Consider the following 24263-nt stretch of genomic DNA (forward strand, 5'->3'; position numbering starts at 1 on the left):
TTGTCCGGCGGGGGGCTGGTTCGGGAGGTATGCCGGAATTCGGTGCGGCGGGTTCACCCTTGCGGCGCAACGGTTCCGCGCGAAAGGACGCGGACCGCGGGGGCGAGTGGTCCGCTGGAGAGCGGTTCGCTGGGGAGAAGGGGGAGATGGTGACGGTGCGGTTGGACTGGACCAGTGCGGGACGGAGCCGCCGGGCGAAGACCGCGGTCGGGCGGCGGGGGAGGCTCGGGCGGTTCGGGGAGTGGTGGCGGGAGCAGTGGTGGTGGCGGGGATGGGCCGGGCGGGCTTGGCGGTAGAGCGGGGTGGCTGGGGTGGTTCCGGTTGGCGTTCGCAGGGGCGGGATGTTCAGGCGGGCGTTTGCGGGGGCGGGTGTTCGGGCGGGCGTTCGCGGGGGCGGGTGTTCGGGCGGGCGTTCGCGGGCGCGGGGTGCTCCGGCGGGCGTTCGCCGGGGCGGTGATGCCGTTGGTCTAGTGAGGGGCGCAGACGGCGATGGCGGAGCGGGATCCGCGGCAAGACGCTGAGCGGGTTAGCGGGACGTATTGCGCGGTGGCTGCGTCGAGGGCTGGTCGGGGGCGGGAGCAGGCGGAGGGGGTGGGGACGGCAGAAGTCCTGCGGGGGCAACGGAGCAGCGCGGACAAAGGGAGGTCGTCGACAGGGCAGTGATCCGAAGACAGTGAAGTCACGTTCGTCGATCGCCAGCAGCGGGGCAGGGCGCTGCCGAGCGAAGTCGCTAACCGGCTCAGTCGCGTTGTCAACCCGGGCGGCGGCTCAAGGTCGCCTCAGTCGGTCCAGGCCATCCGCGGCAACCCGAAACCAGGTCAGTCGTTCTCCAGATCACCTTCCAAAGTCAGGTACACCTCGCGCATCTGGGCCATCAACTCCGGATCCGGTTCCTCCCACAACCCCCGGTCGGCGGCTTCCGTCAGGCGTTCGATAATCCCCCGCAGGGCCCACGGGTTCGCGTCTCGCAGGAACTGCTGGTTTTCCTCGTCCAGCACATACGACTGCGACAGCTTCTCGTACATCCAGTCGCCCACCACGCCCGCGGTGGCGTCGAAGCCGAAGAGGTAGTCCACGGTTGCCGCGAGTTCGAAGGCGCCCTTGTAGCCGTGGCGGCGCATGGCCGACAGCCACCTCGGGTTGACTACCCGGGCTCGGAAGACGCGGGCCGTTTCTTCGCCAAGGGTGCGGGTTCGGACTGCGTCGGGGGTGGTGGAGTCGCCGACGTAGGACGCGGGGGCGGAGCCGGTCAGGGCGCGGACTGTGGCGATCATTCCGCCGTGGTACTGGAAATAGTCGTCGGAGTCGGCGATGTCGTGTTCGCGGGTGTCGGTGTTCTTCGCGGCGACGACGATGCGTTTGTACGACGATTCCATGTCCTCGCGCGCGGGGCGGCCGTCCAGGTCTCGGCCGTAGGCGTAGCCGCCCCAGACTGCGTAGACTTCGGCCAGGTCCTTGTCGTCGCGCCAGTTTCCGGAGTCCATCAGCGGGAGCAGGCCCGCTCCGTAGGCGCCGGGTTTCGAGCCGAAGACGCGGGTGGTGGCTCGGCGGTTGTCCCCATGCAGAGCCAGGTCCGCGTTGACGTGGGCGCGGACGTAGTTGGCCGATTCCGGTTCGTCCAGGGACGCGGCCAGGCGGACGGCGTCGTCCAGCAGGGTGATGACGTGCGGGAAGGCATCGCGGAAGAAGCCGCTGATGCGGACTGTCACGTCGATCCTCGGGCGGCCCAGTTCGGACAGCGGGATCGGCTCGAGGCCGGTCACGCGGCGGGAAGCCTCGTCCCAGACCGGCTGGATTCCCAGCAGCGCCAGGACTTCCGCGGCGTCGTCGCCGGAGGTGCGCATGGCCGACGTGCCCCACACCGAGAGGCCGACCGACCGCGGCCAGTCGCCGGTGTCTTCGCGGTAGCGGCGGAGCAGGGAGTCCGCGAGGGCCTGGCCGGTTTCCCACGCCAGGCGGCTGGGGATGGCTTTCGGGTCCACGGTGTAGAAGTTGCGGCCGGTCGGCAGGACGTTGACCAGGCCGCGCAAGGGAGAACCGCTGGGGCCCGCCGGGATGTAGCCGCCGTCCAGGGCGTGCAGGACCGCGTCTGCTTCGGACGACGTGCCGGCCAGGCGGGGGACGATTTCGGTGGCGGCGAAGGTCAGGACGCGGGCGACTTCGGCGTCGAAAGCGCCCAGGACCTCGGTGACCACTGGAGAAACTGAAGACGGGGCCCACTCGTGGGTCTCCATCAAGGAAACCAGCTGGTGCGCGGTCGCCTCGATGGCGTCTACTTCGGACAGCGGGGCGTCCGAGTTTTCCTTCAGGCCGAGGGCGGAGCGCAGACCCGGCACAGCGCCTTGCTTGCCGCCCCACATTTGCTGGGCTCGGAGCATCGCCAGCACCAGGTTGACGCGGGCCTCGCCGGTCGGGGCTTCGCCGAGGATGTGCAGGCCGTCGCGGATCTGGGCGTCCTTGACCTCGCACAGCCAGCCGTCGATGTGCAGCAGGAAGTCGTCGAACTCGGCGTCGTGCGGGCGTTCTTCGACGCCCAGGTCGTGGTCGAGTTTCGCGGCCTGGATGAGGGTCCAGATCTGGGCGCGGATCGCCGGGAGTTTCGCCGGGTCCATCGCGGCGATGTTGGCGTGCTCGTCCAGCAGCTGCTCGAGCCGGGCCAGGTCGCCGTAGGACTCGGCGCGCGCCATGGGCGGGACCAGGTGGTCCACGATGGTCGCGTGCGCGCGGCGTTTCGCTTGCGCGCCTTCGCCGGGGTCGTTGATCAGGAACGGGTACACCAGCGGCAGATTGCCCAGCACGGCGTCGGGGGCGCAGGCGGCGGAGAGGCCGGCGGTCTTGCCGGGCAGCCATTCCAGCGAACCGTGTTTGCCGAGGTGGACGACCGCGTGCGCGCCGAATTCCTCTTCCAGCCAGCGGTACGCGGCGAGGTAGTGGTGGCTCGGCGGCAGGTCCGGGTTGTGGTAGATCGCGACCGGGTTTTCGCCGAATCCGCGCGGCGGCTGGATCATCAGCACGACGTTGCCGGACTGCAGCGACGCCAGGACGATGTCGCCCTCGGGGTTCGCCGACGTGTCGACGTACAGCGAACCCGGTGCGGGGCCCCAGTGTTCTTCCATCGCTTCCCGCAACTCGGCCGGCAGCGCGGCGAACCACTCGCGGTAGCGGGCGGCGGGGACGCGGATCGGGTTACCGGAGAGCTGTTCTTCGGTCAGCCATTCGGGATCCTGGCCGCCCGCGGCGATCAGGGCGTGGATCAGCGCGTCGCCGTCGGGCTGGTCGGTGCCGGTCGGGTCGACGCCGGGGAAAGCGTCGGGGCCGAGGTCGTAGCCGCGTTCGCGCATGAGGCGCAGGAGTTTGATCGCTGACGCGGGGGTGTCGAGGCCGACCGCGTTGCCGACGCGCGAGTGCTTCGTCGGGTACGCGGACAGCATCAACGCGATCCGCCGCGAAGCCGGTGGGGTGTGGCGGAGTCGCGCGTGCGCGAGGGCGATGCGGGCGACGCGGGAGGCACGTTCGTGGTCGGCGACGTAGCGGGGGAGGCCGTCGTCGTCGAATTCCTTGAAGGAGAACGGGACCGTGATGATCCGGCCGTCGAATTCCGGGACCGCCATCTGGTTGCCCGCGTCGAGCGGGGACAGGCCGTCGTCGCTGGCGGACCAGGTTTCGCGGTCGCTGGTCAGGCACAACGCCTGCAGCACCGGCACGTCCAGCGCGGCCATTTCCGCGACGTCCCACGATTCGTCGTCCCCGCCGGCTCCGGCTTCCGACGGACGGGTGCCGCCCGCCGCCAGCACGGTGACCAGCAAAGCGTCGACCTTGGCCAGCTCAGCCATCATCTCCGGCGCACGCGTGCGCAGGGACGCGGTGTGGATCGGCAACGCGCGGCCGCCCGCGGACTCGACCGCGTCGGCCAAAGCGTGCACGAAACCGGTATTGCCGGACAGGTGGTGCGCGCGGTAGTAGAGGATCCCGATGACCGGGCCGTCGTTCGAAGAAGCCGGCCGCGAAAGCACGCCCCACGACGGCAGTTCGGCGGGCGGTTCGAAGCCTTCGCCGGTGAGCAGCAGGGTGTCGGACAGGAAGCGGTGCAGCTGCGTGAGGTTTTCCGGACCGCCCTGCGCGAGGTACAGATGCGCTTGCGCGGCGATCCCGGCGGGCGTCGTGGAGAGCTTCATCAGCTCCGCGTCCGGCGTCTGCTCGCCGCCCAGCACGACCACGTGCGCACCCGACGCGCGCAGCGTGTCCAGGCCTTCCTGCCAGGTCCGCGGCGTGCCGAGGATCCGGACGACGACGATCGACACGCCGTCGAGCAGCCCCGGCAGATCGCCGAGAGGAAGCCGGGACGGGTTGCCGAGGCGGTAGTCCGCGCCGCTGGCCCGGGCGCTGAGCAGGTCGGTGTCCGAAGTGGACAGCAGCAGGATCACGGCGTTCCTCACTCGGGGTGTCCGCGCCCCGGGTCGTCGGGCACGCCGGCGGGAGTTCCTGGCTGCCGGCGGCCGCGGGGCCGCCGGTCACAGTGGCGGGACCGCCCCGGATTTCCACCGGGTTCCTCCGCGTGCCGACGCGTGTGCCTTCCTACTCTCGCCGGGCGCGCGGGCGCCGTCAAGGTGAGCAGGGACTCGTGAGCGGCGATGCCGGTGAGAACCGGGATCGCCGCTCACGACACCTGCGGCTTGCTGTCGTCCCCGATCCGCGGGAAGGGCGCGGTGGAGAAGAGCACCTCCACCGCGACCTCGAAGAACTCCGCGATCCGCAACGCCAGGTACAGGCTCGGGCTGTACTCGCCGCGCTCCAGGTACCCGATGGTCTGGTAGTGCACGCCGAGCGCGTCCGCGAGCTGCCGCCGCGAGATGCCGCGCTCGGCGCGCAGCACCGCGATGCGGTTGTAGACGTTCTCGCTCACCGCGCCTCACACACGCTGAAGTGCCCTTTCCCGTCGCGCCGCCACCGACGACCCCGATTCGCGCCGGGCCATCCGCTTCAGCAGGATCGGGGCCAGCACCAATCCGATCACGGCCCACGCGAGCAGCACGCCCAGGGTCTCCCAGGGCCGCCAGGACTGCCCGATTTCGACGACGACCGCCTGGCCGGGCAGCAGTGCCGAGCGCATGCCGAGGCCGAGCCAGTACATCGGGAACGCCTGCGCGACGTCCTGCAGCCAGACCGGCAGCGTGGCGATCGGGTAGAAGATCCCGGAGATCGCGCCGAGCCCGAGCATCGGCAGCATGACCAGGGCCATCATCCGCGAATCCTGGATCAGCGACCCGATCGCGGCCCCGATCGGCATGGTCGCGACCAGGCCGGCGACGAGCACCCACACCAGGTTCAGGAACGAGAGGAACCCGTCCGGGGCCAGCCCGGGGAACAGGAACAGCGAGGGCACCAGCATCACGACGATGCCCGCGACCTGCACCAGCGAGAAGGTCGTGACCTTGCCGATGAGATAGCCGAGCATCCCGTTCGGCGTCGCCTTGGCGCGCAGCAGCGTGCCGTCCTCGCGGTCGACGATCAGCGCCCCGGCCACGGCGGACAGGCCGTTGAACACGACGCCCGCGCCGATCACGCTCGGCACCGTCGCCGCGCCCAGCGAGAGCGACGTGCCCGGCAGCTGTGCGCCGCGCATGAAGAACAGCGTGCCGAAGATCATCGCCAGCCACACGATCTGGCCGAGCAGGTCGTCCCGGTTCGTCCACTGCTGGCGGAATTCGACGAGCCCGCGGCGGAGCCCGATCCGCGCCGCGGCCCGCTTCGCCGACGCCGTCATCGCGCACCTGCCTCAGCCAGCCCGGACTCCGCGCGCCGCACGAGCGTCAGGTAGGTCTCCTCCAGCGACGCGCGCCGGACCTCCAGGTCGGCGACCGCATCGCCGTGCTGCTTGAACAAGTCGTACACGTACTTCGTCGCCTCCGTGGTCGAGTGCACGAACCGTTGCCCGTCGATGCTCCAGCGCACCTCGGCCTCGCCGGCGATCTGCCTGCTCAGCTGGTCCGGCGACCCGTCGGCGACGATGTGGCCGCCGCTCAGGATCAGGATCCGGTCGGCGAGCTTCTCGGCCTCGTCGAGGTCGTGCGTGGTGAGCAGGATCGTGGTGTCGTCGTCGGCGAGCCGGTGCACGAGCTCGTGGAAATCGCGCCGCGCCTGCGGATCGAACCCGGCGGTCGGCTCGTCGAGGAACAGCAGTTCGGGACGGCCGACGATGCCGATCGCCACGTCCAGCCTGCGCCGCTGCCCGCCGGACAGCATCCGGATCTTCTTGCCCGCGTGCTCGGAAAGCCCGACCGCCTCGATCAGCTCGTCGGTGTCCCACGGGCGGCGGATCCGGCCGGTGGAGTACGGCGCGTAGAACGACCCGAGCAGGTCGAGCAGCTCGCGCACGCGCCATTTGCCGTGGTCGCGCCAGGATTGCAGAACGACCCCCAGCCGCGCCCGCCAGTCCTCGCCGCCGCGCGCCGGGTCGGTGCCCAGCACGGACACCTCGCCCGCGGACCGCATGCGGAACCCCTCGAGGATTTCGATCGTCGTGGTCTTGCCCGCCCCGTTCGGGCCGAGCAGGCACAGCACCTCGCCGCGGTGCGCGGTGAACGACGTGCCGTGCAGCACGTCGTTCGCGCCGTAGCGCATGCGCAAGCCCTCGACGCGGAGCACGGTGTCCGCTTGATCTCTCATGGGATGAACCCCCTCCTACCTGTGCGATGGAATGTAGCAGATGTACTACATCTGGTCGCAACCCTGTTAAAAGCCTCGCGGGTTACAGTGAGCGCCATGTCCACCCCTGCCCGCGTGCGTGCCGACGCGTGTCCCGGAGTCTTCGCGACGCATGACGCGGCGGACGGGCCGCTCGCCCGGGTCCGGCTTCCCGGCGGCGCGGTGTCCGCGGATCGGTTGCGGGCCTTGGCTTCTTGCGCGGAAGACCTCGGGGACGGCAACGTCCACCTGACCTCGCGGGCGAACGTCCAGCTGCGCGGCGTGCGCCGGCCGGGCTTGGCGGGACGGCTGGCGGAAGCCGGGCTGCTCCCGTCGCCCAGTCACGAACGCGTGCGGAACGTGCTGGCCTCGCCGTTGAGCGGGGTGCGCGGGGGGCTCGCGGACGTCCGGGGGCTTTCCGCGGCGCTGGATCGCGCGTTGTGCACCCGGCCGGAACTCGCCGACCTGCCGGGGCGGTTCCTGTTCGGCTTCGACGACGGGCGCGGCGACGTCGTGGGCACGGATGTCTGCTGGCGCGCGATCGGTCCGGAGACCGGGGTGGTGCTGCTGGCCGGCGCTGATTCCGGCTGGGTGGTCTCCCGGGACGAAGCGGGGTCCGCGCTGCTCGCAGTGGCGGAAGCGTTTGCGTGCAGGCGTGGTTCGGCTTGGCGGATCGGGGAGCTGGCCGAGCCTTCGACGCTGCTGCCGGACGGCCCGCGAGCGGCACCGCGAACCCGCCCGAGCCGAATCGACCCGACGGTCGGGAGGATCCAGCGCGACGACGGCGGCGAGGCGGTGGGGGTCGCGCCGCGATTCGGGCAGTTGACCGCCGCTCAGTTGCGCACGCTGGCCGACTTCGGCGACGTCGTGGTCACGCCGTGGCGTTCGGTCCTGCTGCCCGGCGGCGCGGACGTCGAACACCTGCGCGCGGCGGGGCTCTCGACCGATCCGGCGACGGCGGAGCTTAGCGCCTGCATCGGCGCGCCGGGGTGTGCGAAGTCTCTCGCCGACGTCCGCGCGGACGCGGCGACACTGGTCGCGGACGGGCAGCGGGTGCACGTCTCGGGTTGTGCACGGCGGTGCGGACGACCGTCCGGCCCCCACCGCGACGTCGTCGCCGAACCCGGCGGCTACCGTGTCGACGGACGCTGGACGTCCGACTTGGCGGATGCGTTGGCGAGAAAGGGACCTTCGTGATCGACTACCTGCGGGACGGGGCCGAGATCTACCGGCACTCGTTCGCCATGATCCGCGAAGAGGCGGACCTGGCGATCCTGCCCGACGACGTCGCGGGCGTCGCGGTCCGGATGATCCACTCCTGCGGCATGGTCGACCTGGTCGACGACCTGCGCTACTCGCTCGACGTGGTCGAAGCGGGCCGGGCCGCGCTGGAGGCGGGCGCGCCGATCCTGTGCGACGCGAAGATGATCGCCAGCGGCATCACGCGCAAACGCTTGCCCGCGGCGAACGACGTCGTGTGCACTTTGGACGACCCGAGCGTGCCCGGGCTGGCCGAACGGCTCGGCACCACGCGGTCGGCCGCCGCGCTGGAACTGTGGCGCGACCGGCTGCCCGGTTCGGTGGTGGCGATCGGCAACGCGCCGACCGCGTTGTTCCGGTTGCTGGAGCTGCTGGACGAGGGCGTCGGCGCACCGGCCGCGATCATCGGGGTGCCGGTGGGGTTTGTCGGCGCGGCGGAGTCCAAAGTGGAGCTGGCGAAGCGGGCGCCCGCGCCGTACCTGGTCGTGCACGGGCGGCGCGGCGGCAGCGCGATGGCCGTCGGCGCCGTGAATGCGATCGCGAGCGCGGCCGAATGACGGGGCGGCTGTACGGCGTCGGGCTGGGTCCCGGCGATCCGGAACTGATGACGGTCAAAGCGGCGCGGCTGATCGGCGAGGCGGACGTCATCGCCTACCACAGCGCTCGGCACGGGCGGAGCATCGCGCGGTCGGTGGCTGAACCGTATCTGCGCGAGGGACAGCTGGAAGAGCGGCTGGTCTACCCGGTCACCACCGAGACCACCGACCATCCCGGCGGGTACGAAGGCGCGATCGCCGATTTCTACGAGCTGAGCGCGAAAAAGCTCGCCGAGCACCTCGACGCCGGGCGTGACGTGGTGCTGTTGTGCGAAGGCGATCCGTTCTTCTACGGCTCCTACATGTACATGCACGAGCGGCTCGCCGGACGGTTCGAGGCCGAGGTCGTGCCCGGGGTGACGTCGGTGAGCGCGGCGGCGTCGGTGCTCGGCCGTCCGTTGGTGCAGCGCGACGAAGTGCTCACCGTGCTGCCGGGCACGTTGCCGGCGCCCGAATTGGCGCGGCGGCTGGCGGACACCGAAGCGGCGGCGGTGCTGAAACTGGGCCGTACCTTCGGTTCGGTGCGCGAAGCGCTCGCGGAGTCGGGCAAGCTGGACGATGCTTGGTACGTCGAGCGCGCGACCTGGGGACAGCAGCGGGTGGAGCCGTTCGCGGACGTCGATCCGGAGTCGGTGCCGTACTTTTCCCTGGCCTTGCTGCCCAGTCCGGCTTACCGGTCCCGGGTGGAACCCGCAGCCGCTTCGCCGGCTCCGGCTCCGGCTCCGACGGAAGGCGGCGAGGTGGTCGTCGTCGGGCTCGGTCCGGCCGGGCCGGAGTGGCTGACGCCGGAAGCGTCGGCGGAACTGGCGGCGGCGGACCACATCGTCGGCTACGGACCGTATGTCGCGCGGGTTCCGCAGCGGGCGGGTCAGCAGCGGCACGCGTCGGGGAACCGGGTCGAGGCGGACCGGGCGGTCGAGGCGCTGCAGCTGGCCGCTTCGGGGGCGCGGGTGGCCGTGGTGTCGTCCGGGGATCCGGGCGTGTTCGCGATGGCTTCGGCGGTGCTGGAACAGGTTTCGGCCGGGAACGGGGCCGGCGCGCGGGTGCGGATCGTGCCCGGGGTGACGGCGGCGCAGGCGGCCGCGTCGCGGGTCGGCGCGCCGCTGGGCCACGACTATTGCGTGCTGTCCCTTTCGGACCGGTTGAAGCCGTGGGAGATCATCGAGCGCCGCTTGGACGCGGCCGGCGCGGCGGATTTGGTGCTGGCGCTGTACAACCCGGCTTCGCGGACGCGGGTGACGCAGCTGGCGAACGCGCGGGAAGTCCTTTTGCGGCACCGGGATCCGGCGACGCCGGTGGTGGTGGCGCGGGACGTCGGCGGGCCGGAGGAGGACATCCGCGTCACCACGCTGGGCGGGCTTTATCCGTCCACAGTGGACATGCGGTGCCTGCTGATCGTGGGCTCGTCGCGCACGGTGGTGGAGGAAGGGCCGGACGGGCGGTCGGTTGTGTGGACGCCGCGGAGTTATTCCTGACGTTGCGCGAGACGTCGTGAGCGGCGATCCCGGTTAGAACCGCGATTGCCGCTCACGAGGCCGCTAGCGCGTCGGGTCCTTGCCGTTCGGCTGCGAAGGTCCAGGTCCGGGCGACCACCAGCCCCACACCGTCTTCTCGCCGTGTCGCACGGTCGGCGCGACTCCGGTCGTGTAGGGCTCGATCTGCAGCAGCTGGCCCCACGACTGGTACGGCTGCCCGTTCAGGTAGCTCGGCACCTCGGGCTCTTCCGCGATCTCCTCGAGCCAGCCGTTCGGGCCGCCGTTGGTGCTGGACGCCCACTTCGCCTCGTCGGCGAGCTGGCCGGGGGTGATCCGGTAGTCCGGCATCGCGGAGATGCCGTCGTGCGAGGTCACCGGGTTCGCGCACGGGTACACGAACGACGCGGGCCAGTCGATGTACACCGATTTGCCCGCGAGCTTGTCGGTGAGCGTGGTGAACGTCGGCACGCGCGGCGCGGACGCGGCGATCCAGCCGTCCTCGGTCAGGTCGTTGTCCACCATCACGATCCGCACCGACGTGGTTTCCGGCGGCAGGTCGCGCAGGTTGATCCGGGTGTCGTTCCAGCCGCCGGTGCCCGCGCCGGGCGGCAGCGCGAACTGGCCGCGCAGCACGCGCACGCCCTCGGGCGTAGTGACGCCGTACTCCAGGCTCACCGACGTCGGACGGCGGGGCTGGCTCGCGGTGGCGACCACGATCTGGCCGTTCTCGGTCCGGTCGGTGAGCGCGTACCAGTCGCTGCGCAGCCGTCCGGCGCGGGTCTGGGTGTCGAGGTAGCTGCTCCACATCGGCACCTGGTCCTGCTTGAACCCGTGCGGCGGTTCGGCCAGCGGGTCCTTGTCGTCGACCGGGCTGGTGTGGAAGCCGGTCTGGACCCGGCCGTTGTCCTGATCCGGGTTCGGCAGCGGGTTCGGCGGGTTCTGCGTCACCGGCTTCTCCGGCACCGTCCGCTGCTCGGGCTGCGGGTGCAGGATGCTCTTCGCCGCGTCGCGTTCGACCATCACGTGGTCGGACAGGTTGCAGCTCTTGCCGAACAGGTGCCCGATGTTGGCCGCGCCCAGGCTGTAGCTGTCGCGCTGGAAGTAGATCGCCGCGCCCATCGTGTAGATCTCGCCCGCCGCGACCAGGCCGCACACCACGACCAGCGACAGCGAGCCGAGCCGCAGCGACCGGCTCCGGCCTTCCTGCTGGGTCAGCGCCGGACCCGGCCGGTGCGCCCGGACGTTCTCCACGAAGGCGTAGATCCCGGCGATCGCCGCGGCCCCGAGCAGGATCGTCGACAGCGGGATGCCGCCGATCGACGGCGCCACGTTCGTCCACGGCACGCCGATCCGCGAGACGAACCAGTAGGTGTTCGGCCCGGTCGCGGCGAGCGCGCCGACCACCAGCAGCACGGCGAGGAACGCCGCGCGATTGCGGTTGGAACGCAGCACGGTCGAACTGGTCGCCAACGCGGTGAGCGCCGCCATCGACGCGCCGACCGCGGCGAACGCGCCGAAGTGGTGCGTCCATTTCGTCGGGGTCAGCGCGAGCAGCAGGAAGAACAGCGCGGTGGTGCCGATCAGCCGCCGGCTCGGCCCGAGCGCGGCCCCGGGGATCCGGCCGCGGCGCAGCAGCACGACCAGGCAGGTGACCGTGCAGAGCAGCACGAGCAGGACCGGGAACCGGCGCGGCGCGGAGCCGTCCGGCAGGTTTTCGAACAGCAGCTGGTAGCGCGCGAGTTCCTGGAACCACGACAGGTTCGGGCCGACCGCGGTGCGGATGCGGGTGGCCTCCTGGACGGTCGCGAACGTCTGGTCGGCGAACATCACCACGAGCACCAGGAAGCCGGACGCGAGGATCGGCGCGAGCATCGGCAGCCAGCCGCTCGCCGAGCGCTGCCGGACCAGCTTGAACAGCGGTTTCCCGGCGACCAGGAACGGGGCGACGGCGATCAGCCCGGTCGGCGTCGCGGCGAGGGTGAACGCGGCCGCGGTCAGGCCGAGGCACAGCGGCAGCAGCCGGCGGGTGACCAGCGCGCGTTCGACCGCGCAGATGGCCAGCAGCGACCCGAGCGCGGCGACCGGTTCCGGCCGGACGCCGTTGTTGTAGGGCATCCACCAGACCAGGAACACCGCCGCGGCCGCCCAGCCGGCCGCGCGGCTGCGCCGGACCTGGGTGCCCAGCCGCGGCATCACCTCGCGGCTGATCAGCAGCCAGCTGATCACGCCGAGCAGGTACGAGGGCAGCCGGATCCACGGCGGCGCCGTGCTGACGTGCGTCATCAGCTCGTACAGGTGGTAGAACCAGCCGAACGGGGCCTCCGCGACGCCGAACCAGCGGTGGTAGTTCGTGAGGTAGCCGGTGGCCTCGGTGACCCGGGCCATGGTGAGGATGTAGCCGTCGTCCGAGGTCACCGGCCCGATGAAGACCCACGCGCCGAGCACGCCGAACACCGTCGCGTCGCGGCCGGTGAGCCGCCACCAGCCGACCGGGGCCCAGCGCGGCGCGCGGCGGGCGAACCCGGAGTCCATCCGCCACACCGCGATCAGGCAGCCGAGGAACGACAGCGCGGCGAGGATGCCGACGACGAGCTTCAGCGTGGTCGGCGAGGTCTGGTAGCGGGTGTCCGGGACGACCGACACGTGCAGCCCGGCGATCGGGTCGCGCGCGGAGGTGATCGAGGAGTAGATGCCGAGCACGCGCGGCCGGACGTCGCCGGTGGTGTGGAAGATCGGGGTCTTGCCGACCGAGAGCGTCATCTGGGTCGCGTCCGAGTCCAGCGTGACCGAGCAGCCCTCCTGCGGGAGCGGCTGCTGCGCGATCTGCTGGCCCTGGCTCGACGCGAGGAGCACGCCGTTGTCGACGCGCAGCTGCAGGCCGACGCCGTTGGCCGCGTGCTTGCCGGTCCGCCCGTCCGGGACGGTGGAGAACAGCAGCGCGGGACCGTTCGTGCGCGCGTCGAGCGAGCGGATCGTCTCGCACGGCAGCTCGGCCTTCAGGTCCTGGGCCCAGTACCCGGTCAAGGGCGCGTTGACGGAACGCGTGTCGGAGGCGACGGGCCAGACGACTTCCGCGGTGTCCTGCACTACCGGCAGGAAGGGATAGGCCAGGGCGCACAGCGCCGAAAGCAACCCCAGCACTACGGCAATCGGACGCATTAGAGGAAATCTATTGGGTCAGGGTTGGCGTGGTTGCGCGGACCCCTCGTCCCGAGGTGTGAAGCGCTCGTGGTGTAAAGCGCTGGCCAGCGGCGCGCGGCTGCGCCAGCCGTGCCTCTCCAGGTCGGGGACCTCGGCCAGATTCGTTACCGGTCCTACACAAAGCCAGGCCACCGGCCGGATCCCGGCGGGGATGCCGAGCAGGTCCGCGAGCACGGGTTCGCGGTAAAAACTCACCCACCCGACGCCGAGGCCCTCCGCGGTCGCGGCGAGCCACAGGTTCTGGATAGCCAGGCACACCGAGTACAGCCCGGCGTCGGCGATCGCGTGCCGCCCGAGCACGGCCGGGGCGCCGCGCTGCTCGTCGTAGGTGACGACGATGCCGAGGGTCGCTTCGCGGATGCCCTCGACTTTGATCTTGGCGAAGGTCTCGGCGCGCTCGCCGTCCAGGGACGCGGCGAACACTTCGCGCTCCTCGTGCACGTGGCGGGCGAACTTCTCGCGCGTGCCGGGGTCGCGGACCAGCACGAAGTCCCACGGCTGGCTCATCCCGACGCTCGGCGCGGCGTGCGCGGCCTCGAGCACCCGGGTGAGGACGGCGTCGTCGATCGGCTCGCCGGTGAACTCGGCGCGGACGTCGCGGCGGCGGTGCAGGACGTCGTAGAACAGTTGATTCATCGGTCGAGCACCCATTCGACAGCGGCGGCGACATCCGCGGTTTCCGCGGCGGACGGACGGGGCGGGCGGCGCACGACGACGACCGGCAGGCCGAGTTCGCGCGCGGCGGTCAGCTTCGCGGCGGTCATCGCGCCGCCGCTGTCCTTGGTGACCAGCACGTCGATGTCGTGCTCGGTCATCAGCGCGCGTTCGCCGTCGAGGCGGTACGGGCCGCGGTCGAGCACCACCTCGTGCGCGCGGGGCAGCGGCTGGCCGGGCGGGTCGACGCAGCGGATCAGGAACCACAGCGGGTCGAGGTCGGCGAACGCGGCCAGGCCCTGGCGGCCGCTGGTGAGGAACACGCGGGTGCCGAGCCCGGGCAGGAGCGCGGCGGCTTCTTCGAGGTCGTCGGCCCAGTGCCAGCGGTCGGCGTCGCCCGGTTGCCAGCCGGGGCGGGCGAGCCGCAGGAGGGGGATGCCCGCGGCTTGGGCGGCGTGGAAAGCGTTGGCGCCGATGCGTTCCGCGAACGGATGCGTGGCGTCGACCACCGCCCGCACGCCGTGTTCGCGCAGCCAGGTCGTGAGGCCTTCGACGCCGCCGAATCCGCCGATCCGCACTTCGCCGACCGGCAGCCGCGGTCGCGTGACGCGCCCGGCCAGCGACGAGACCACCGCGACGCCGCGTTCGTGCAGTTCGGCGGCCAGGTCGCGGGCCTCCGCGGTGCCGCCCAGGATCAGGACGGTCATCGTCCGTACCCGACGGCCGCGCGCCACCGGTCGAGGGTGCGCATGTTGGCGAGCGTTTCGGCCCAGGTCAGCTCCGGGCCCTGCCGGTCCGCGACGTGCGCGGCGACGTAATCGGCTTCCCGCGCGTAGACCCCTTGGGTGGCTTCGATTTCGATGACCTCCGGTTCGCCGTCCGACGGAGTCAGCACGATCGCCGACACGCCCGGCGTGCGCATTTCGTGGATCCACGCCGGTTTCGGCACGTACAGCTGGCCGGTGGTGCCGTAGATCCGGATGTGGTCGTCCTGGGCGAGCAGGTAGCCGCAGGACAGCTGGGCGATGATGTCGCCGGGCAGCCGCAGCAGGCCCATCGCGAACTCGTCGACGCCGCTTTCGGTGAGCCGCGCCATGCCCGTGACGCGGGTCGGCTCCACCGCCGGAATTCCGGTCGCGGCCTGGGAAACCAGCCGCGCCAGGGAGGTGCAGTAGCAGCCGACGTCGAGGATTCCGCCGCCGCCGAGCGCGGGATCGCCGAGGCGGGCCGCGTCGTTCTCGTCGGAATCGAAGCTGAACGTCACGTCCACCGCGCGGACCTCGCCGATCGCGCCGGATTCGATCAGCTCGACCAGCCGTCGGGTCTGCGGATGCAGCCGGTACATGAACGCTTCCATGAGGAAAACGTCGTTGCGCCGCGCGGCGTCGATCACTTTCTCCGCGTCGGCCGCGGTGAGCGTGAGCGGTTTCTCGCACAGCACGTGCTTGCCGGCTTCGGCGGCCCGGATCGCCCATTCCTCGTGCTGCGCGTGCGGAGTGGCGACGTAGACCGCGTCGACGTCCGGGTCGGCGAGGAGTTCCTCGTAGCTGCCGTACGCCTTCGGGATTTCGTACCTGGTCGCGAACTCGCGCGCCCGCTCGGCCGTGCGCGAGGCCACCGCGGCGAGCACGCCGTGGCGGCTTTGCTCGACGCCCGCGGCGAATTCGGCGGCGATGGTCCCGGTGGCCAGCAGGCCCCAGCGCAGATCGGTCACAACGACTCCGGTTGGCTCGCCCGGTCCCGGGTGCTCGAATACAGGAAACTGTCCGGGAATCCGCCCGCGGCGAGGACCCGGCCGACGAAAATCGTGGCCGCGCGGGTCATTCCGGCGGCCCGCGCTTGACCGGCGATGTCGGCGAGCGTGCCGCGCACGACGGTTTCGCCGGGTTGGCTGGCCAGCGCGACGACGGCGGCGGGACAGTCCGCGCCGTAGTGCCCGGCGAGTTCTTCGGTGACGCGCTCGATGTGGTTGATCGCCAAGTGCAGTGCGAGAGTCGTGCCGGTGCGGGCGAAATTCTCCAGCGTTTCGCCGTCCGGCATCGCGGTCGACCTCGCCTGCGCACGCGTGATCACCAGGCTTTGCCCGATGCCCGGCACGGTCAGTTCGCGGCCGAGCACGGCGGCGGACGCGGCGAACGCCGGAACCCCGGGCACCATCTCGTACGGCACGCCTTCCGGTTCGAGCCGCCGCACCTGCTCGGCGACCGCGCTGTACAGCGACGGATCTCCCGAACACAGCCTTGCCACGTCACGCCCGGCTCGATGCGCTTCGAGCAGTTTCGCGGTGATCTGGTCGAGGCTGAGGTTCGCGGTGTCGACGCGCTCGGCGTCCGGCGCGCAGTAGGCGAGCAGGTCGGTCGGCGTCATGCTGCCCGGGTACAGGCACACCGGGCAGCGCGCGAGCAGGTCGCGGCCGCGCACGGTGATCAGGTCGGCCGCGCCCGGACCGGCGCCGATGAAGTAAACGGTCATTTCCAGCTCCACTGCGTGACTGCCCGGGACGGCGTCCATCCGGTGAACCCGCCGAGCGGTTTCGCGTGCTCCACGGAGATTCGCTGCAGTTCCCCGCCGTGCCGGGCGTAGGCGGCGGCGAGGAGCTGCTCGGCTTCGAGGGTGACACCGTGCGCGACGATCCGGGCGTCGGTTTCGACACACCGGTCGAGAACGCCGGGCCCGGTCAGGCCGCCGCCGACGAAGATCGCGTCCGGGCGGGGGAGCCCGGCCAGTGCCTCCGGCGCCGGGCCGGTGACCACCTGTAATTCCGGCACGCCAAGGGTGTTGGCGTTGCGCTGGATGCGTTCCGCGCGCGCCGGGTCGCGTTCGATCGCGATCGCGCGGTTCAGCGGGTGCGCGCGGGACCATTCGATGCCGATGCTGCCCGCGCCCGCGCCGACGTCCCACAGGAGTTCGCCCGGAGCGGGGGCGAGCCGGGCGAGGGCGGACGCGCGGAGGTCGCGTTTGGTGAGCTGGCCGTCGTGGTCGTAGGCGTCGTCGGGGAGTCCGACGAGCGGGAGGCCGGGGCCTTGGCAGTGCACGGCGAAGACGGTGAGCGGGCCGGGGTCGTGGGTCCAGCCGTCGGTGCTTCGCTCGTCGTCCGCGCCGAGGTTTTCCCAGGCGGTAAGGACGGAATCGCCGTATCCGCGGGCTTTGAGCAGCTCGCGCAGTTCCGGTGCGGAGCCGCCCAGCACCAGCAGTTTCCGGTTCGGGGCCAGGGCTCGCGCGACGCGGTGGACGGCGCGGCCGACGACCGTCACGACCTCGGTTTCCTCGAACGACCAGCCGAGCCGCGCGCGGGCCAGCGTCGCCGAGGAGACCGCGGGGTGGACGTCGAGCGCGTAGCCGCGGTCGCGCAGGGTGGTGGCGATGCCGGACAGGTACGGGTCGCCGCTGGCCAGCACGCAGACGCGACCGGTCTGCCCGGCCAGGATCGCGTCGAGCGCGGGCAGCAGCGGGCTGGGCCACGGGAGGGTGCGGAGGTCTTCCGGCAGGGACTTCAGCTGCCGTTCCGAGCCGAGCACGACGTCCGCCCGCCGCACGGCGGCACGGGCCGCGGGGGTCAGCCCGGCCCATCCGTCGGCCCCGATCCCGACCACCGTCAGGCGTGATTCTTCGCGCACGATTTCCCACCCTAAGCGAGAGCTTCGCTGTGCGATGATCGGCCGGACGCCGACCCACGAGGGAGTGCTCTTGAAGCCCTATCCGTTCACCGCTGTCGTCGGGATGCCGGACCTGCGTCTGGCGCTCGTCCTGTCCTCGATCTCGCCCGCGGTCGGCGGGGTGCTGGTGCGGGGCGAGAAGGGCACCGCGAAGTCGACCATGGTGCGCGCGCTCGCCGGGCTGCTGCCGGGCGTCGACGTGGTGGACGGCTGCCGGTTCTCCTGCGACCCGGCCTCGCCGGACCCGGCGTGCCCGGACGGTCCGCACGCGGCGGGCGCTCCCGCGCACCGGCGGCCGGCGCGGCTGGTGGAACTGCCGGTCGGCGCGGCCGAGGACCGGGTCGTCGGCTCGCTGAACCTGGAGAAGGCGCTGTCGGAGGGCGTCACCGACTACCAGCCCGGCCTGCTGGCCGCCGCGCATCGCGGGCTGCTGTACGTCGACGAGGTCAACCTGCTGCACGACCACCTGGTGGACACGCTGCTCGACGCGGCGGCGATGGGCCGGGCGACGGTCGAGCGCGAGGGCGTTTCCGTCTCGCACGCGGCGAGGTTCGTGCTGATCGGCACGATGAACCCGGAGGAGGGCGAGCTGCGGCCGCAGCTGCTGGACCGGTTCGGGCTGACCGTCGAGGTCGCGTCGAGCCGGGATCCGGAGCAGCGCGTCGAGGTCGTCCGGCGGCGGCTGGCCTACGAGGCGGATCCGGACGGTTTCGCGGAGGGCTACGCCGCGGCGGACGCGGCTTTGGCGGCGGAGATCGAAGCGGCGCAACGGCTTTTGCCTTCGGTGAAGCTGCCCGACGAGGCGCTGCGGCAGATCGCCGAGGTGTGCGCGTCGTTCGAGGTCGACGGCATGCGCGCGGACATCGTGACGGCGCGGACGGCGGTCGCGCACGCGGCGTGGGCCGGCCGCGACGAGGTCACCACCGAGGACATCCGGGTCGCCGCGCGGCTCGCGCTGCCGCACCGGCGGCGGCGGAATCCGTTCGACGCGCCGGGGATTTCCGAGGAACAGCTGGAACAGGCGCTGGAGGATTCGCAGCCGCCGCCGGAGGGGCCGGACGACGACGGGCCCGGCGAGGGCGGCCCCGGTCCGGACGACGGCGGCCCGGTTCCGGACGGCGGCCCGGCTGAGGGCGCTCCGCCCGCTGACCGCGGCGAAACTCCGGCCCCCTCGGGCAATGGGTCTTCGCCGCAGAAGACGGTCGGCGCCGGGGATACCTTTCGCGCGCGGGTGTTCCGCGTGAAGGGCACCGGCGAGGGCGAACGCGGCCGCCGGTCGCGGGCGATCACCGACACCGGCCGGACGATCGGCGTGCAGCCGCCCAGCGTGCGGGACGGTCGGCCGCACCTGGTCGCGACGATCCGTGCTGCGGCACCGCATCAGCGGGCGCGCGGCCGGTCCGGGACGGGTCTCGAAGTGCGGTCGGCGGATCTGCGCTTCGCGCTGCGCGAAGGCCGCGAAGGCAATCTGGTGCTGTTCTGTGTGGACGCTTCGGGCTCGATGGGCGCGCGGGCCCGGATGCGGGAAGTGAAGACCGCCGTGCTTTCCCTGCTGTTGGACGCCTACCAACGGCGGGACAAGGTCGGTCTGGTCACGTTCCGTGGCGCGGAAGCCGAGCTGGCGCTCCCGCCGACGATCAGCGTCGAAGCCGCCGCGGACCGGCTGGAAGGCTTGCCGACCGGCGGACGCACGCCGCTCGCCGAGGGCTTGCTGGAGGCCGCGCGAGTGCTGCGGGTCGAGGCGATCCGGGATCCGCGCCGCCGTCCGTTGCTGGTGCTCGTCACCGACGGCCGCGCCACGAGCGGTCCGGACGCGGTGGCCCGGGCCAAGGCCGCCGCGGGGTTGCTGACCGACGTGACGACGATCGTGATGGACTGCGAGACCGGCCGGATGCGGCTCGGCCTCGCCGCGGAATTGGCCGGGCACTTGGGAGCCGAGCACGTGCCACTGTCCACTGTGGCCGCTGAATCGCTGGCCTCGGCGGTGCGCGAACGGACGGGGAGGGCTGCCTGATGCCGCAGGGAAAACCGGCTGTCGTGCCGGAGGACGGGCTCACCACGCGGCAGCGCCGCAACCGGCCGCTGCTCGCCGTGCACACCGGCGAGATGAAAGGGAAATCCACCGCGGCGTTCGGAATGGCGTTGCGCGCGTGGAATCAGGGCTGGTCGATCGGCGTGTTCCAGTTCGTGAAGTCGGCGAAATGGCGCGTGGGCGAGGAAGCCGCGTTCAAGGCGCTCGGGAAGCTGCACGACGACACGGGCCAGGGCGGTCCGGTCGAGTGGCACAAAATGGGCGAGGGCTGGAGCTGGTCGCGCAAACCAGGGTCTGAAGAGGACCATGCCGCGAACGCGCGGGAGGGCTGGGCGGAAATCAAACGCCGGCTCGCCGCCGAGACGCACGATTTCTATGTCCTGGACGAATTCAGCTACCTGCTCAAATGGGGCTGGCTCGAAGTGGACGACGTCGTGTCCGCATTGGCCTCCCGGCCCGGGCACCAGCACGTCGTGATCACCGGCCGGTACGCGCCGCCGGAATTGATCGAGGCCGCGGATCTGGTCGCCGAAATGACGAAGGTGAAACACCCGATGGACGCTGGGCAGAAGGGCCAGCGGGGGATCGAGTGGTAGCCCGGGTCGTCATTGCCGCGCCTGGTTCCGGGCACGGCAAAACCACCATCGCGGCCGGGCTGATGGCCGCGTTGCGCGCCGCCGGGCACACCGTGTCCGGGCACAAGGTCGGCCCGGACTTCATCGACCCCAGCTACCATTCGCTCGCCACCGGCCGTCCGGCGCGGAACCTGGATCCGTTCCTGCAGGGCGAGGACGCGCTGGTTCCGTTGCTGCGCCACGGTTCCGCGGGCGCGGACCTCGCCGTGATCGAAGGCGTGATGGGCCTTTTCGACGGCGCTTTGGGCACCGAAGGCTACGCGTCTACCGCCCATGTCGCGCGGCTGCTCAACGCGCCGGTCGTGCTGGTAGTCGACGCTTCGGCGGCTTCCCGCAGCGTCGCGGCGACCGTGCTGGGGTTCGCGCAGTACGACACGCGCGTCCGGCTCGCCGGGGTGATCCTGAACAAGCTGGGCTCGCAACGGCACGAGGACGAGATCGTCACCGCGCTGGAAGCGACTGGTGTTCCGTTGCTGGGTGCGTTGCGGCGCAACGAAAACGTGCACGCGCCGAGCCGTCATCTCGGCTTGGTTCCGGCCGCCGAACGAGCTGCGGAATCTCAGCGGCTGCTGCCGGAACTGGCGGAGTGGGTCGCGGCCGGAGTCGATCTCGAGGCCGTCGTGCGGGTCGCTCGGAGTGCCCCCGCGCTGACTGGTCCTTTGTGGAATGCCGGGCCGGAGTGGGACGGTCCACGTGCGACACTCGCGGCCGCCGGCGGTCCGGCGTTCACCTTCCGCTACGCCGAGAACATCGAACTGCTGACGGCTCGCGGAATCGACGTCGTAGACATCGATCCCTTGCGGGACAAGGCCTTGCCTCCGGATTGTGCCGGGTTGTACTTCGGCGGCGGATTCCCGGAAGTGCACGCCGCCGAGCTGTCGTCCAATGTGGAACTGCGGACCGCCGTCGGCGCGGCGATCGACGCGGGCATGCCGGTGAGCGCGGAATGCGCGGGCTTGCTGTATTTGTGCCGTTCCCTGGACGGACTGCCGATGGTGGGCGCCGTCGCCGCGGACGCGACCATGACTTCGCGCGGGAAACTCGGTTACCGCCGGGCGGTCTCGGTCGCGGACAACGTGCTCGCCGCGGCCGGGCAACGGGTCACCGGCCACGAATTCCACCGCACCGAAATCACCCCCGCGCACGGGGAAACCGCTGCGTGGGGCTGGGATCGCGGACTCGACGGATTCGCCTCGGATTCCTTGCACGCGTCCTACCTGCACGTGCACTGGGCCGGGCATCCCGAACTGGCCGACCGGTTCGCCTCGCGAGTGCGCGCCCATTCCCCGGCGGCGGTCCATGGCTGAGTACGACCTCCACCACCACGGCGATCGCGAAGTCGGCGAAGGACTCGTAGATCTGGCGGTGAACGTCCGGCTCCCCGCTCCGCCAGCATGGCTGCGCGCGGAACTCGCCGCCGCCCTCGACGACCTGGCCGCCTACCCCGACCCGACTCACGCCGCGGAAGCCGTCGCCGCCCGGCACGGCCGGGATTTCGAAGACGTCCTGGTGACCGCCGGCGCCGCGGAAGCGTTCACGCTGCTGGCTTCGCTCCCGGCGAAGCACGCGGTGGTGGTCCACCCGCAATTCACCGAACCGGAAGCCGCCCTGCGCGCCGCCGGGCACTCGGTCGACCGGGTCATCCTGTCTGAAGCGGACGGTTACCAGCTGGATCCGGCGCTGGTCCCGGAATCGGCTGACTTGGTCTTCGTCGGCAACCCGACCAACCCCACCTCGGTCCTGCACCCAGCAGATGCTTTACGGTCGCTGGCGCGCCCCGGCCGGACGCTCGTGGTGGACGAAGCTTTCCTCGACGCCGTCCCCGGAGAGGTCGAAAGCCTTGCCGGAGAACGAATCCCGGGCGTGGTGGTGCTGCGAAGCCTCACCAAGACGTGGGGTTTGGCGGGTTTGCGAGCCGGGTACGTCCTCAGCGAGCCTTCCTTGATCGCCCGCTTGCGCGCCGTTCAGCCACCCTGGTCAGTGTCCACTTTGGCCGCTGTGGCGACGGTCGCCTGCTGCCGCCCCGCCGCACTGGAAGAAGCGGAAAAGCTGGCCGCCGCCGCGGAAGCCGACCGCGACTACTTGGAATCCGGCTTGGCCGCCATGGGAATCCCCGTCCTCGGCGCCCCGCGAGGCCCGTTCGTGCTGATCCGGGTGCCAGGCGGAGCAGCCGTCCGGCTGCGGCTGCGCGAAGCAGGCTACGCCGTCCGCCGCGGCGACACCTTCCCCGGACTGGGACCGGACCACCTGCGCATCGCAGTCCGAGACCGCGCGACTACGGACGCTTTTCTTGCGGTGTTGAATGGTTTCGGAGCGCGGTGAATTCGCGAGTTCGGAACCAAAGCCCGGCGCGGGATGGTTAGAATGGCGTCATGGGGGATTTGACGGGCAACCGGGGGCTGAAGTTCGCGTACTCCCGCTTCGACACCTCGGATCTGCGTTGCCGGAGCCAGGGCGACGTCTTCGTCAACGTGGAAGCCGACCTGGAAGTCGTGGACGACGGTATCGTGCTGTGCGCCTGGCAGTCGTTCCCGGTCGCGGAACTCGCCGTGGCGCTGCGGAAATGGAAGGCCTGCCCGGAGGCGGACCGGCCGGACTTCGAGTTCCGGTCTCTTTCGCTGGAGTCCCGGTGGTCTCTGCGGATCTGCCGCACTGCCGACGGCTGGCAGGCGATCGACGCGGTATCCGGCGCCGTGCGTCCAGCCGCCGAGATCGATGCCGCGATCGACGACTTCGCGCGGCAGGTGCGTGCGGAAGCCGTGCGCACGGAAGGTGCGTGGATCGGGGAGTTCTTCGTCTGAGGCGTCCTGGTTCCGCTGTCCTTCAGGCCGTCGCCAACAAAGCCGCAGCTACCGCGACCTCGACGCAACCGCCGAGGACGTCGCCGGTCACTCCGCCGATTCGCTTGAGGCACCCCTGACCCCGCTCTTCCTCAGGCGGTCGTCAACAAGGCCGCAGCTACCGCGACCTCGACGCAACCGCCGAGGACGTCGCCGGTCACTCCGCCGATTCGCTGTACGCATCGGGCCAGCAACACCGCCGCCGCCGCGTAACCGAGTGCCACTGCGAGAACCCCTCGCCACCACGGCAATCCCGGCGTCAACGCGGCGCACCCCGCCGCGAGCACGAAGACCGCTGCGGCGACCAGGGCCGGGACCGATCCGGCGACCGTCGCGCCCAGCCCCTCCGGCCGGGCCGAGGGGACCCCTCGCGCGCAGCACAGCGAGAGCACACACCGTCCACACAGGACGGACAGGACCGCGGCGGCGATCCCGTGCCCGTGGGCGATGGCGCCGGTCAGCGCGCCGGTTTGGACGAGCAGGACGAAGAGCAGCGTCGCGACGCCGGTGGGCCCGGAGTCGCCGCGGCGCATGACGTCGAGGGCTTTCGCGCGGTCGTAGGAGGCACCGAGCCCGTCGGCGGTGTCGGCGAGCCCGTCGAGGTGCAACCCGCGACTGCCCAGGGCCACCGCCCCGAGCGCCAGCGCCGCGACGGCCAGCGCGGGAAGCCCGAGCGCGCCCCCGCCCGCCACGACGAGCCCCGCCACCGCGGCGAGCGGGAGGGCGGCCAGCGGACCGAGCGTCATCGCCACGCCCGCGACCCGCCGATCAATCGCGCGCGGCGCCGGAACCGGGACGGTGGTGAGGGTTCCCGCGGCGAGCCGGATGCCGTCGCTCAGCGGGATCACGGCTTGCTCCCCGATGCCACGGCGGGGCGTCCCCCGGTGAGGCGGACACCGCGCCGCCCCGCCGATTGAGCGGTAAACCGAGTCCGGTGCTGAACTGAAGACTCTGCCTCGCTCAAAGCCCTGAACCGCCTTCCGAGCTGATCGATTGGCCGGGTCGCGGGCAACCGCCGGGACCAAACCCCGCACCGCCTTCCGGGCCGATCGACCGGCCGTGCCCCGGGCGGCACGGCGGCCAAGCGTCGGGACCCGGGCCCGGTCCAATCCCGGTGGGATTTCTGCTTTCCACGTGACCAGGTCGACCGCCCACCGAGCCGCCCGACCGGCCGCGCCCCGGAACGAGCCGCGCCCGACCGTCGCGACCAAGCCCCGCACCGCCCTCCGA

19 protein-coding genes and 1 riboswitch are annotated in these 24263 nt (G+C 71.4%); of the genes, 8 read left to right on the forward strand and 11 right to left on the reverse strand.

From position 1 onward, the window contains the following. Positions 1–818: 818 nt before the first annotated feature. The 4 genes from cobN to F9C11_RS18025 all read right to left on the reverse strand — a co-directional run bounded on the left by cobN (position 819) and on the right by F9C11_RS18025 (position 6666). Positions 819–4424, reverse strand: coding sequence for a cobaltochelatase subunit CobN (cobN, locus tag F9C11_RS18010; protein WP_409186930.1), 3606 nt, complete (start codon positions 4422–4424; stop codon positions 819–821). Positions 4425–4476: 52 nt separating this feature from the next. After that, a riboswitch (cobalamin riboswitch) is annotated at positions 4477–4552 on the reverse strand. Positions 4553–4657: 105 nt separating this feature from the next. Further along, entirely contained in the window at positions 4658–4903 is a 246-nt protein-coding gene (locus tag F9C11_RS18015) for a helix-turn-helix transcriptional regulator (protein ID WP_409186027.1), read from the reverse strand. A gap of 6 nt (positions 4904–4909) precedes the next feature. Continuing rightward, positions 4910–5764, reverse strand: coding sequence for an ABC transporter permease (locus F9C11_RS18020; RefSeq protein ID WP_409186028.1), 855 nt, complete (start codon positions 5762–5764; stop codon positions 4910–4912). Then, positions 5761–6666, reverse strand: coding sequence for an ABC transporter ATP-binding protein (locus tag F9C11_RS18025; RefSeq protein WP_409186029.1), 906 nt, complete (start codon positions 6664–6666; stop codon positions 5761–5763). Before F9C11_RS18025 ends, F9C11_RS18020 begins: the two co-directional genes overlap by 4 nt. 96 nt (positions 6667–6762) lie before the next feature. On the opposite strand from F9C11_RS18025, the gene F9C11_RS18030 reads away from it, so the two are divergent. From F9C11_RS18030 to F9C11_RS18040, 3 genes are read left to right on the forward strand one after another with little or no spacing between them, the layout of a single operon-like run. After that, positions 6763–7881, forward strand: a complete 1119-nt coding sequence (locus F9C11_RS18030) for a precorrin-3B synthase (protein ID WP_409186030.1) — start codon at positions 6763–6765, stop codon at positions 7879–7881. Next, positions 7878–8501 carry a precorrin-8X methylmutase gene (locus F9C11_RS18035; protein WP_409186031.1) on the forward strand — a complete coding sequence of 208 codons (624 nt, stop codon included), beginning with the start codon at positions 7878–7880 and terminating at the stop codon, positions 8499–8501. Before F9C11_RS18030 ends, F9C11_RS18035 begins: the two co-directional genes overlap by 4 nt. Beyond that, complete coding sequence (locus tag F9C11_RS18040; protein ID WP_409186032.1) at positions 8498–10015, forward strand: precorrin-2 C(20)-methyltransferase; 1518 nt, start codon at positions 8498–8500, stop codon at positions 10013–10015. Before F9C11_RS18035 ends, F9C11_RS18040 begins: the two co-directional genes overlap by 4 nt. Positions 10016–10078: 63 nt before the next feature. On the opposite strand, the gene F9C11_RS18045 is transcribed toward F9C11_RS18040, so the two are convergent. The 6 genes from F9C11_RS18045 to cbiE are packed head-to-tail and all read right to left on the reverse strand — an operon-like array spanning position 10079 to position 17487. Continuing rightward, entirely contained in the window at positions 10079–13174 is a 3096-nt protein-coding gene (locus tag F9C11_RS18045; RefSeq protein ID WP_409186033.1) for an arabinosyltransferase domain-containing protein, read from the reverse strand. A gap of 18 nt (positions 13175–13192) precedes the next feature. Continuing rightward, the gene (gene bluB / locus F9C11_RS18050) at positions 13193–13852 is read right to left on the reverse strand and encodes a 5,6-dimethylbenzimidazole synthase (RefSeq protein WP_409186034.1); all 660 of its coding nucleotides are present in this window, start codon (positions 13850–13852) and stop codon (positions 13193–13195) included. Further along, complete coding sequence (locus F9C11_RS18055) at positions 13849–14577, reverse strand: cobalt-precorrin-6A reductase (protein ID WP_409186035.1); 729 nt, start codon at positions 14575–14577, stop codon at positions 13849–13851. The genes bluB and F9C11_RS18055 overlap by 4 nt, the downstream gene beginning before the upstream one ends. After that, complete coding sequence (locus tag F9C11_RS18060) at positions 14574–15584, reverse strand: Gfo/Idh/MocA family protein (protein ID WP_409186036.1); 1011 nt, start codon at positions 15582–15584, stop codon at positions 14574–14576. Before F9C11_RS18060 ends, F9C11_RS18055 begins: the two co-directional genes overlap by 4 nt. Further along, a complete protein-coding gene (cobM, locus tag F9C11_RS18065) occupies positions 15581–16342 on the reverse strand; it encodes a precorrin-4 C(11)-methyltransferase (protein WP_409186037.1) in 762 nt (253 codons plus the stop codon). The genes F9C11_RS18060 and cobM overlap by 4 nt, the downstream gene beginning before the upstream one ends. Then, positions 16339–17487 (reverse strand): precorrin-6y C5,15-methyltransferase (decarboxylating) subunit CbiE, encoded by a 1149-nt coding sequence (gene cbiE, locus F9C11_RS18070; RefSeq protein WP_409186038.1) that lies wholly within the window; start codon positions 17485–17487, stop codon positions 16339–16341. The genes cobM and cbiE overlap by 4 nt, the downstream gene beginning before the upstream one ends. Before the next feature lie 70 nt (positions 17488–17557). Here cbiE and F9C11_RS18075 point away from each other — a divergent pair, with 70 nt between their 5' ends. From F9C11_RS18075 to F9C11_RS18095, 5 genes are read left to right on the forward strand one after another with little or no spacing between them, the layout of a single operon-like run. After that, positions 17558–19540, forward strand: coding sequence for a putative cobaltochelatase (locus F9C11_RS18075; RefSeq protein ID WP_409186039.1), 1983 nt, complete (start codon positions 17558–17560; stop codon positions 19538–19540). After that, complete coding sequence (gene cobO / locus F9C11_RS18080; RefSeq protein ID WP_409186040.1) at positions 19540–20154, forward strand: cob(I)yrinic acid a,c-diamide adenosyltransferase; 615 nt, start codon at positions 19540–19542, stop codon at positions 20152–20154. Before F9C11_RS18075 ends, cobO begins: the two co-directional genes overlap by 1 nt. Then, positions 20148–21500 (forward strand): cobyrinate a,c-diamide synthase, encoded by a 1353-nt coding sequence (locus F9C11_RS18085; protein ID WP_409186041.1) that lies wholly within the window; start codon positions 20148–20150, stop codon positions 21498–21500. Before cobO ends, F9C11_RS18085 begins: the two co-directional genes overlap by 7 nt. Continuing rightward, a complete protein-coding gene (cobC, locus tag F9C11_RS18090; RefSeq protein ID WP_409186042.1) occupies positions 21493–22515 on the forward strand; it encodes an Rv2231c family pyridoxal phosphate-dependent protein CobC in 1023 nt (340 codons plus the stop codon). Before F9C11_RS18085 ends, cobC begins: the two co-directional genes overlap by 8 nt. A gap of 50 nt (positions 22516–22565) precedes the next feature. After that, positions 22566–22994 carry a hypothetical protein gene (locus tag F9C11_RS18095; RefSeq protein ID WP_409186043.1) on the forward strand — a complete coding sequence of 143 codons (429 nt, stop codon included), beginning with the start codon at positions 22566–22568 and terminating at the stop codon, positions 22992–22994. 131 nt (positions 22995–23125) lie between these two features. Here F9C11_RS18095 and F9C11_RS18100 read toward each other — a convergent pair whose 3' ends face one another. Then, positions 23126–23881: an adenosylcobinamide-GDP ribazoletransferase gene (locus F9C11_RS18100; RefSeq protein ID WP_409186044.1), complete on the reverse strand. Its 756-nt coding sequence runs from the start codon at positions 23879–23881 to the stop codon at positions 23126–23128. Positions 23882–24263 lie beyond the last annotated feature (382 nt).

Source organism: Amycolatopsis sp. VS8301801F10 (assembly GCF_046195355.1).
GTDB lineage: Bacteria > Actinomycetota > Actinomycetes > Mycobacteriales > Pseudonocardiaceae > Amycolatopsis.

Coding starts and splice junctions, on each gene's coding strand:
- F9C11_RS18045 (WP_409186033.1), bottom strand. CDS start 13,174: ATGCGTCCGATTGCCGTAGTGCTGGGGTTGCTTTCGGCGCTGTGCGCC.
- cobM (WP_409186037.1), bottom strand. CDS start 16,342: ATGACCGTTTACTTCATCGGCGCCGGTCCGGGCGCGGCCGACCTGATC.
- F9C11_RS18020 (WP_409186028.1), bottom strand. CDS start 5,764: ATGACGGCGTCGGCGAAGCGGGCCGCGGCGCGGATCGGGCTCCGCCGC.
- F9C11_RS18040 (WP_409186032.1), top strand. CDS start 8,498: ATGACGGGGCGGCTGTACGGCGTCGGGCTGGGTCCCGGCGATCCGGAA.
- F9C11_RS18025 (WP_409186029.1), bottom strand. CDS start 6,666: ATGAGAGATCAAGCGGACACCGTGCTCCGCGTCGAGGGCTTGCGCATG.
- cobC (WP_409186042.1), top strand. CDS start 21,493: ATGGCTGAGTACGACCTCCACCACCACGGCGATCGCGAAGTCGGCGAA.
- F9C11_RS18030 (WP_409186030.1), top strand. CDS start 6,763: ATGTCCACCCCTGCCCGCGTGCGTGCCGACGCGTGTCCCGGAGTCTTC.
- cobO (WP_409186040.1), top strand. CDS start 19,540: ATGCCGCAGGGAAAACCGGCTGTCGTGCCGGAGGACGGGCTCACCACG.
- F9C11_RS18055 (WP_409186035.1), bottom strand. CDS start 14,577: ATGACCGTCCTGATCCTGGGCGGCACCGCGGAGGCCCGCGACCTGGCC.
- bluB (WP_409186034.1), bottom strand. CDS start 13,852: ATGAATCAACTGTTCTACGACGTCCTGCACCGCCGCCGCGACGTCCGC.
- F9C11_RS18095 (WP_409186043.1), top strand. CDS start 22,566: ATGGGGGATTTGACGGGCAACCGGGGGCTGAAGTTCGCGTACTCCCGC.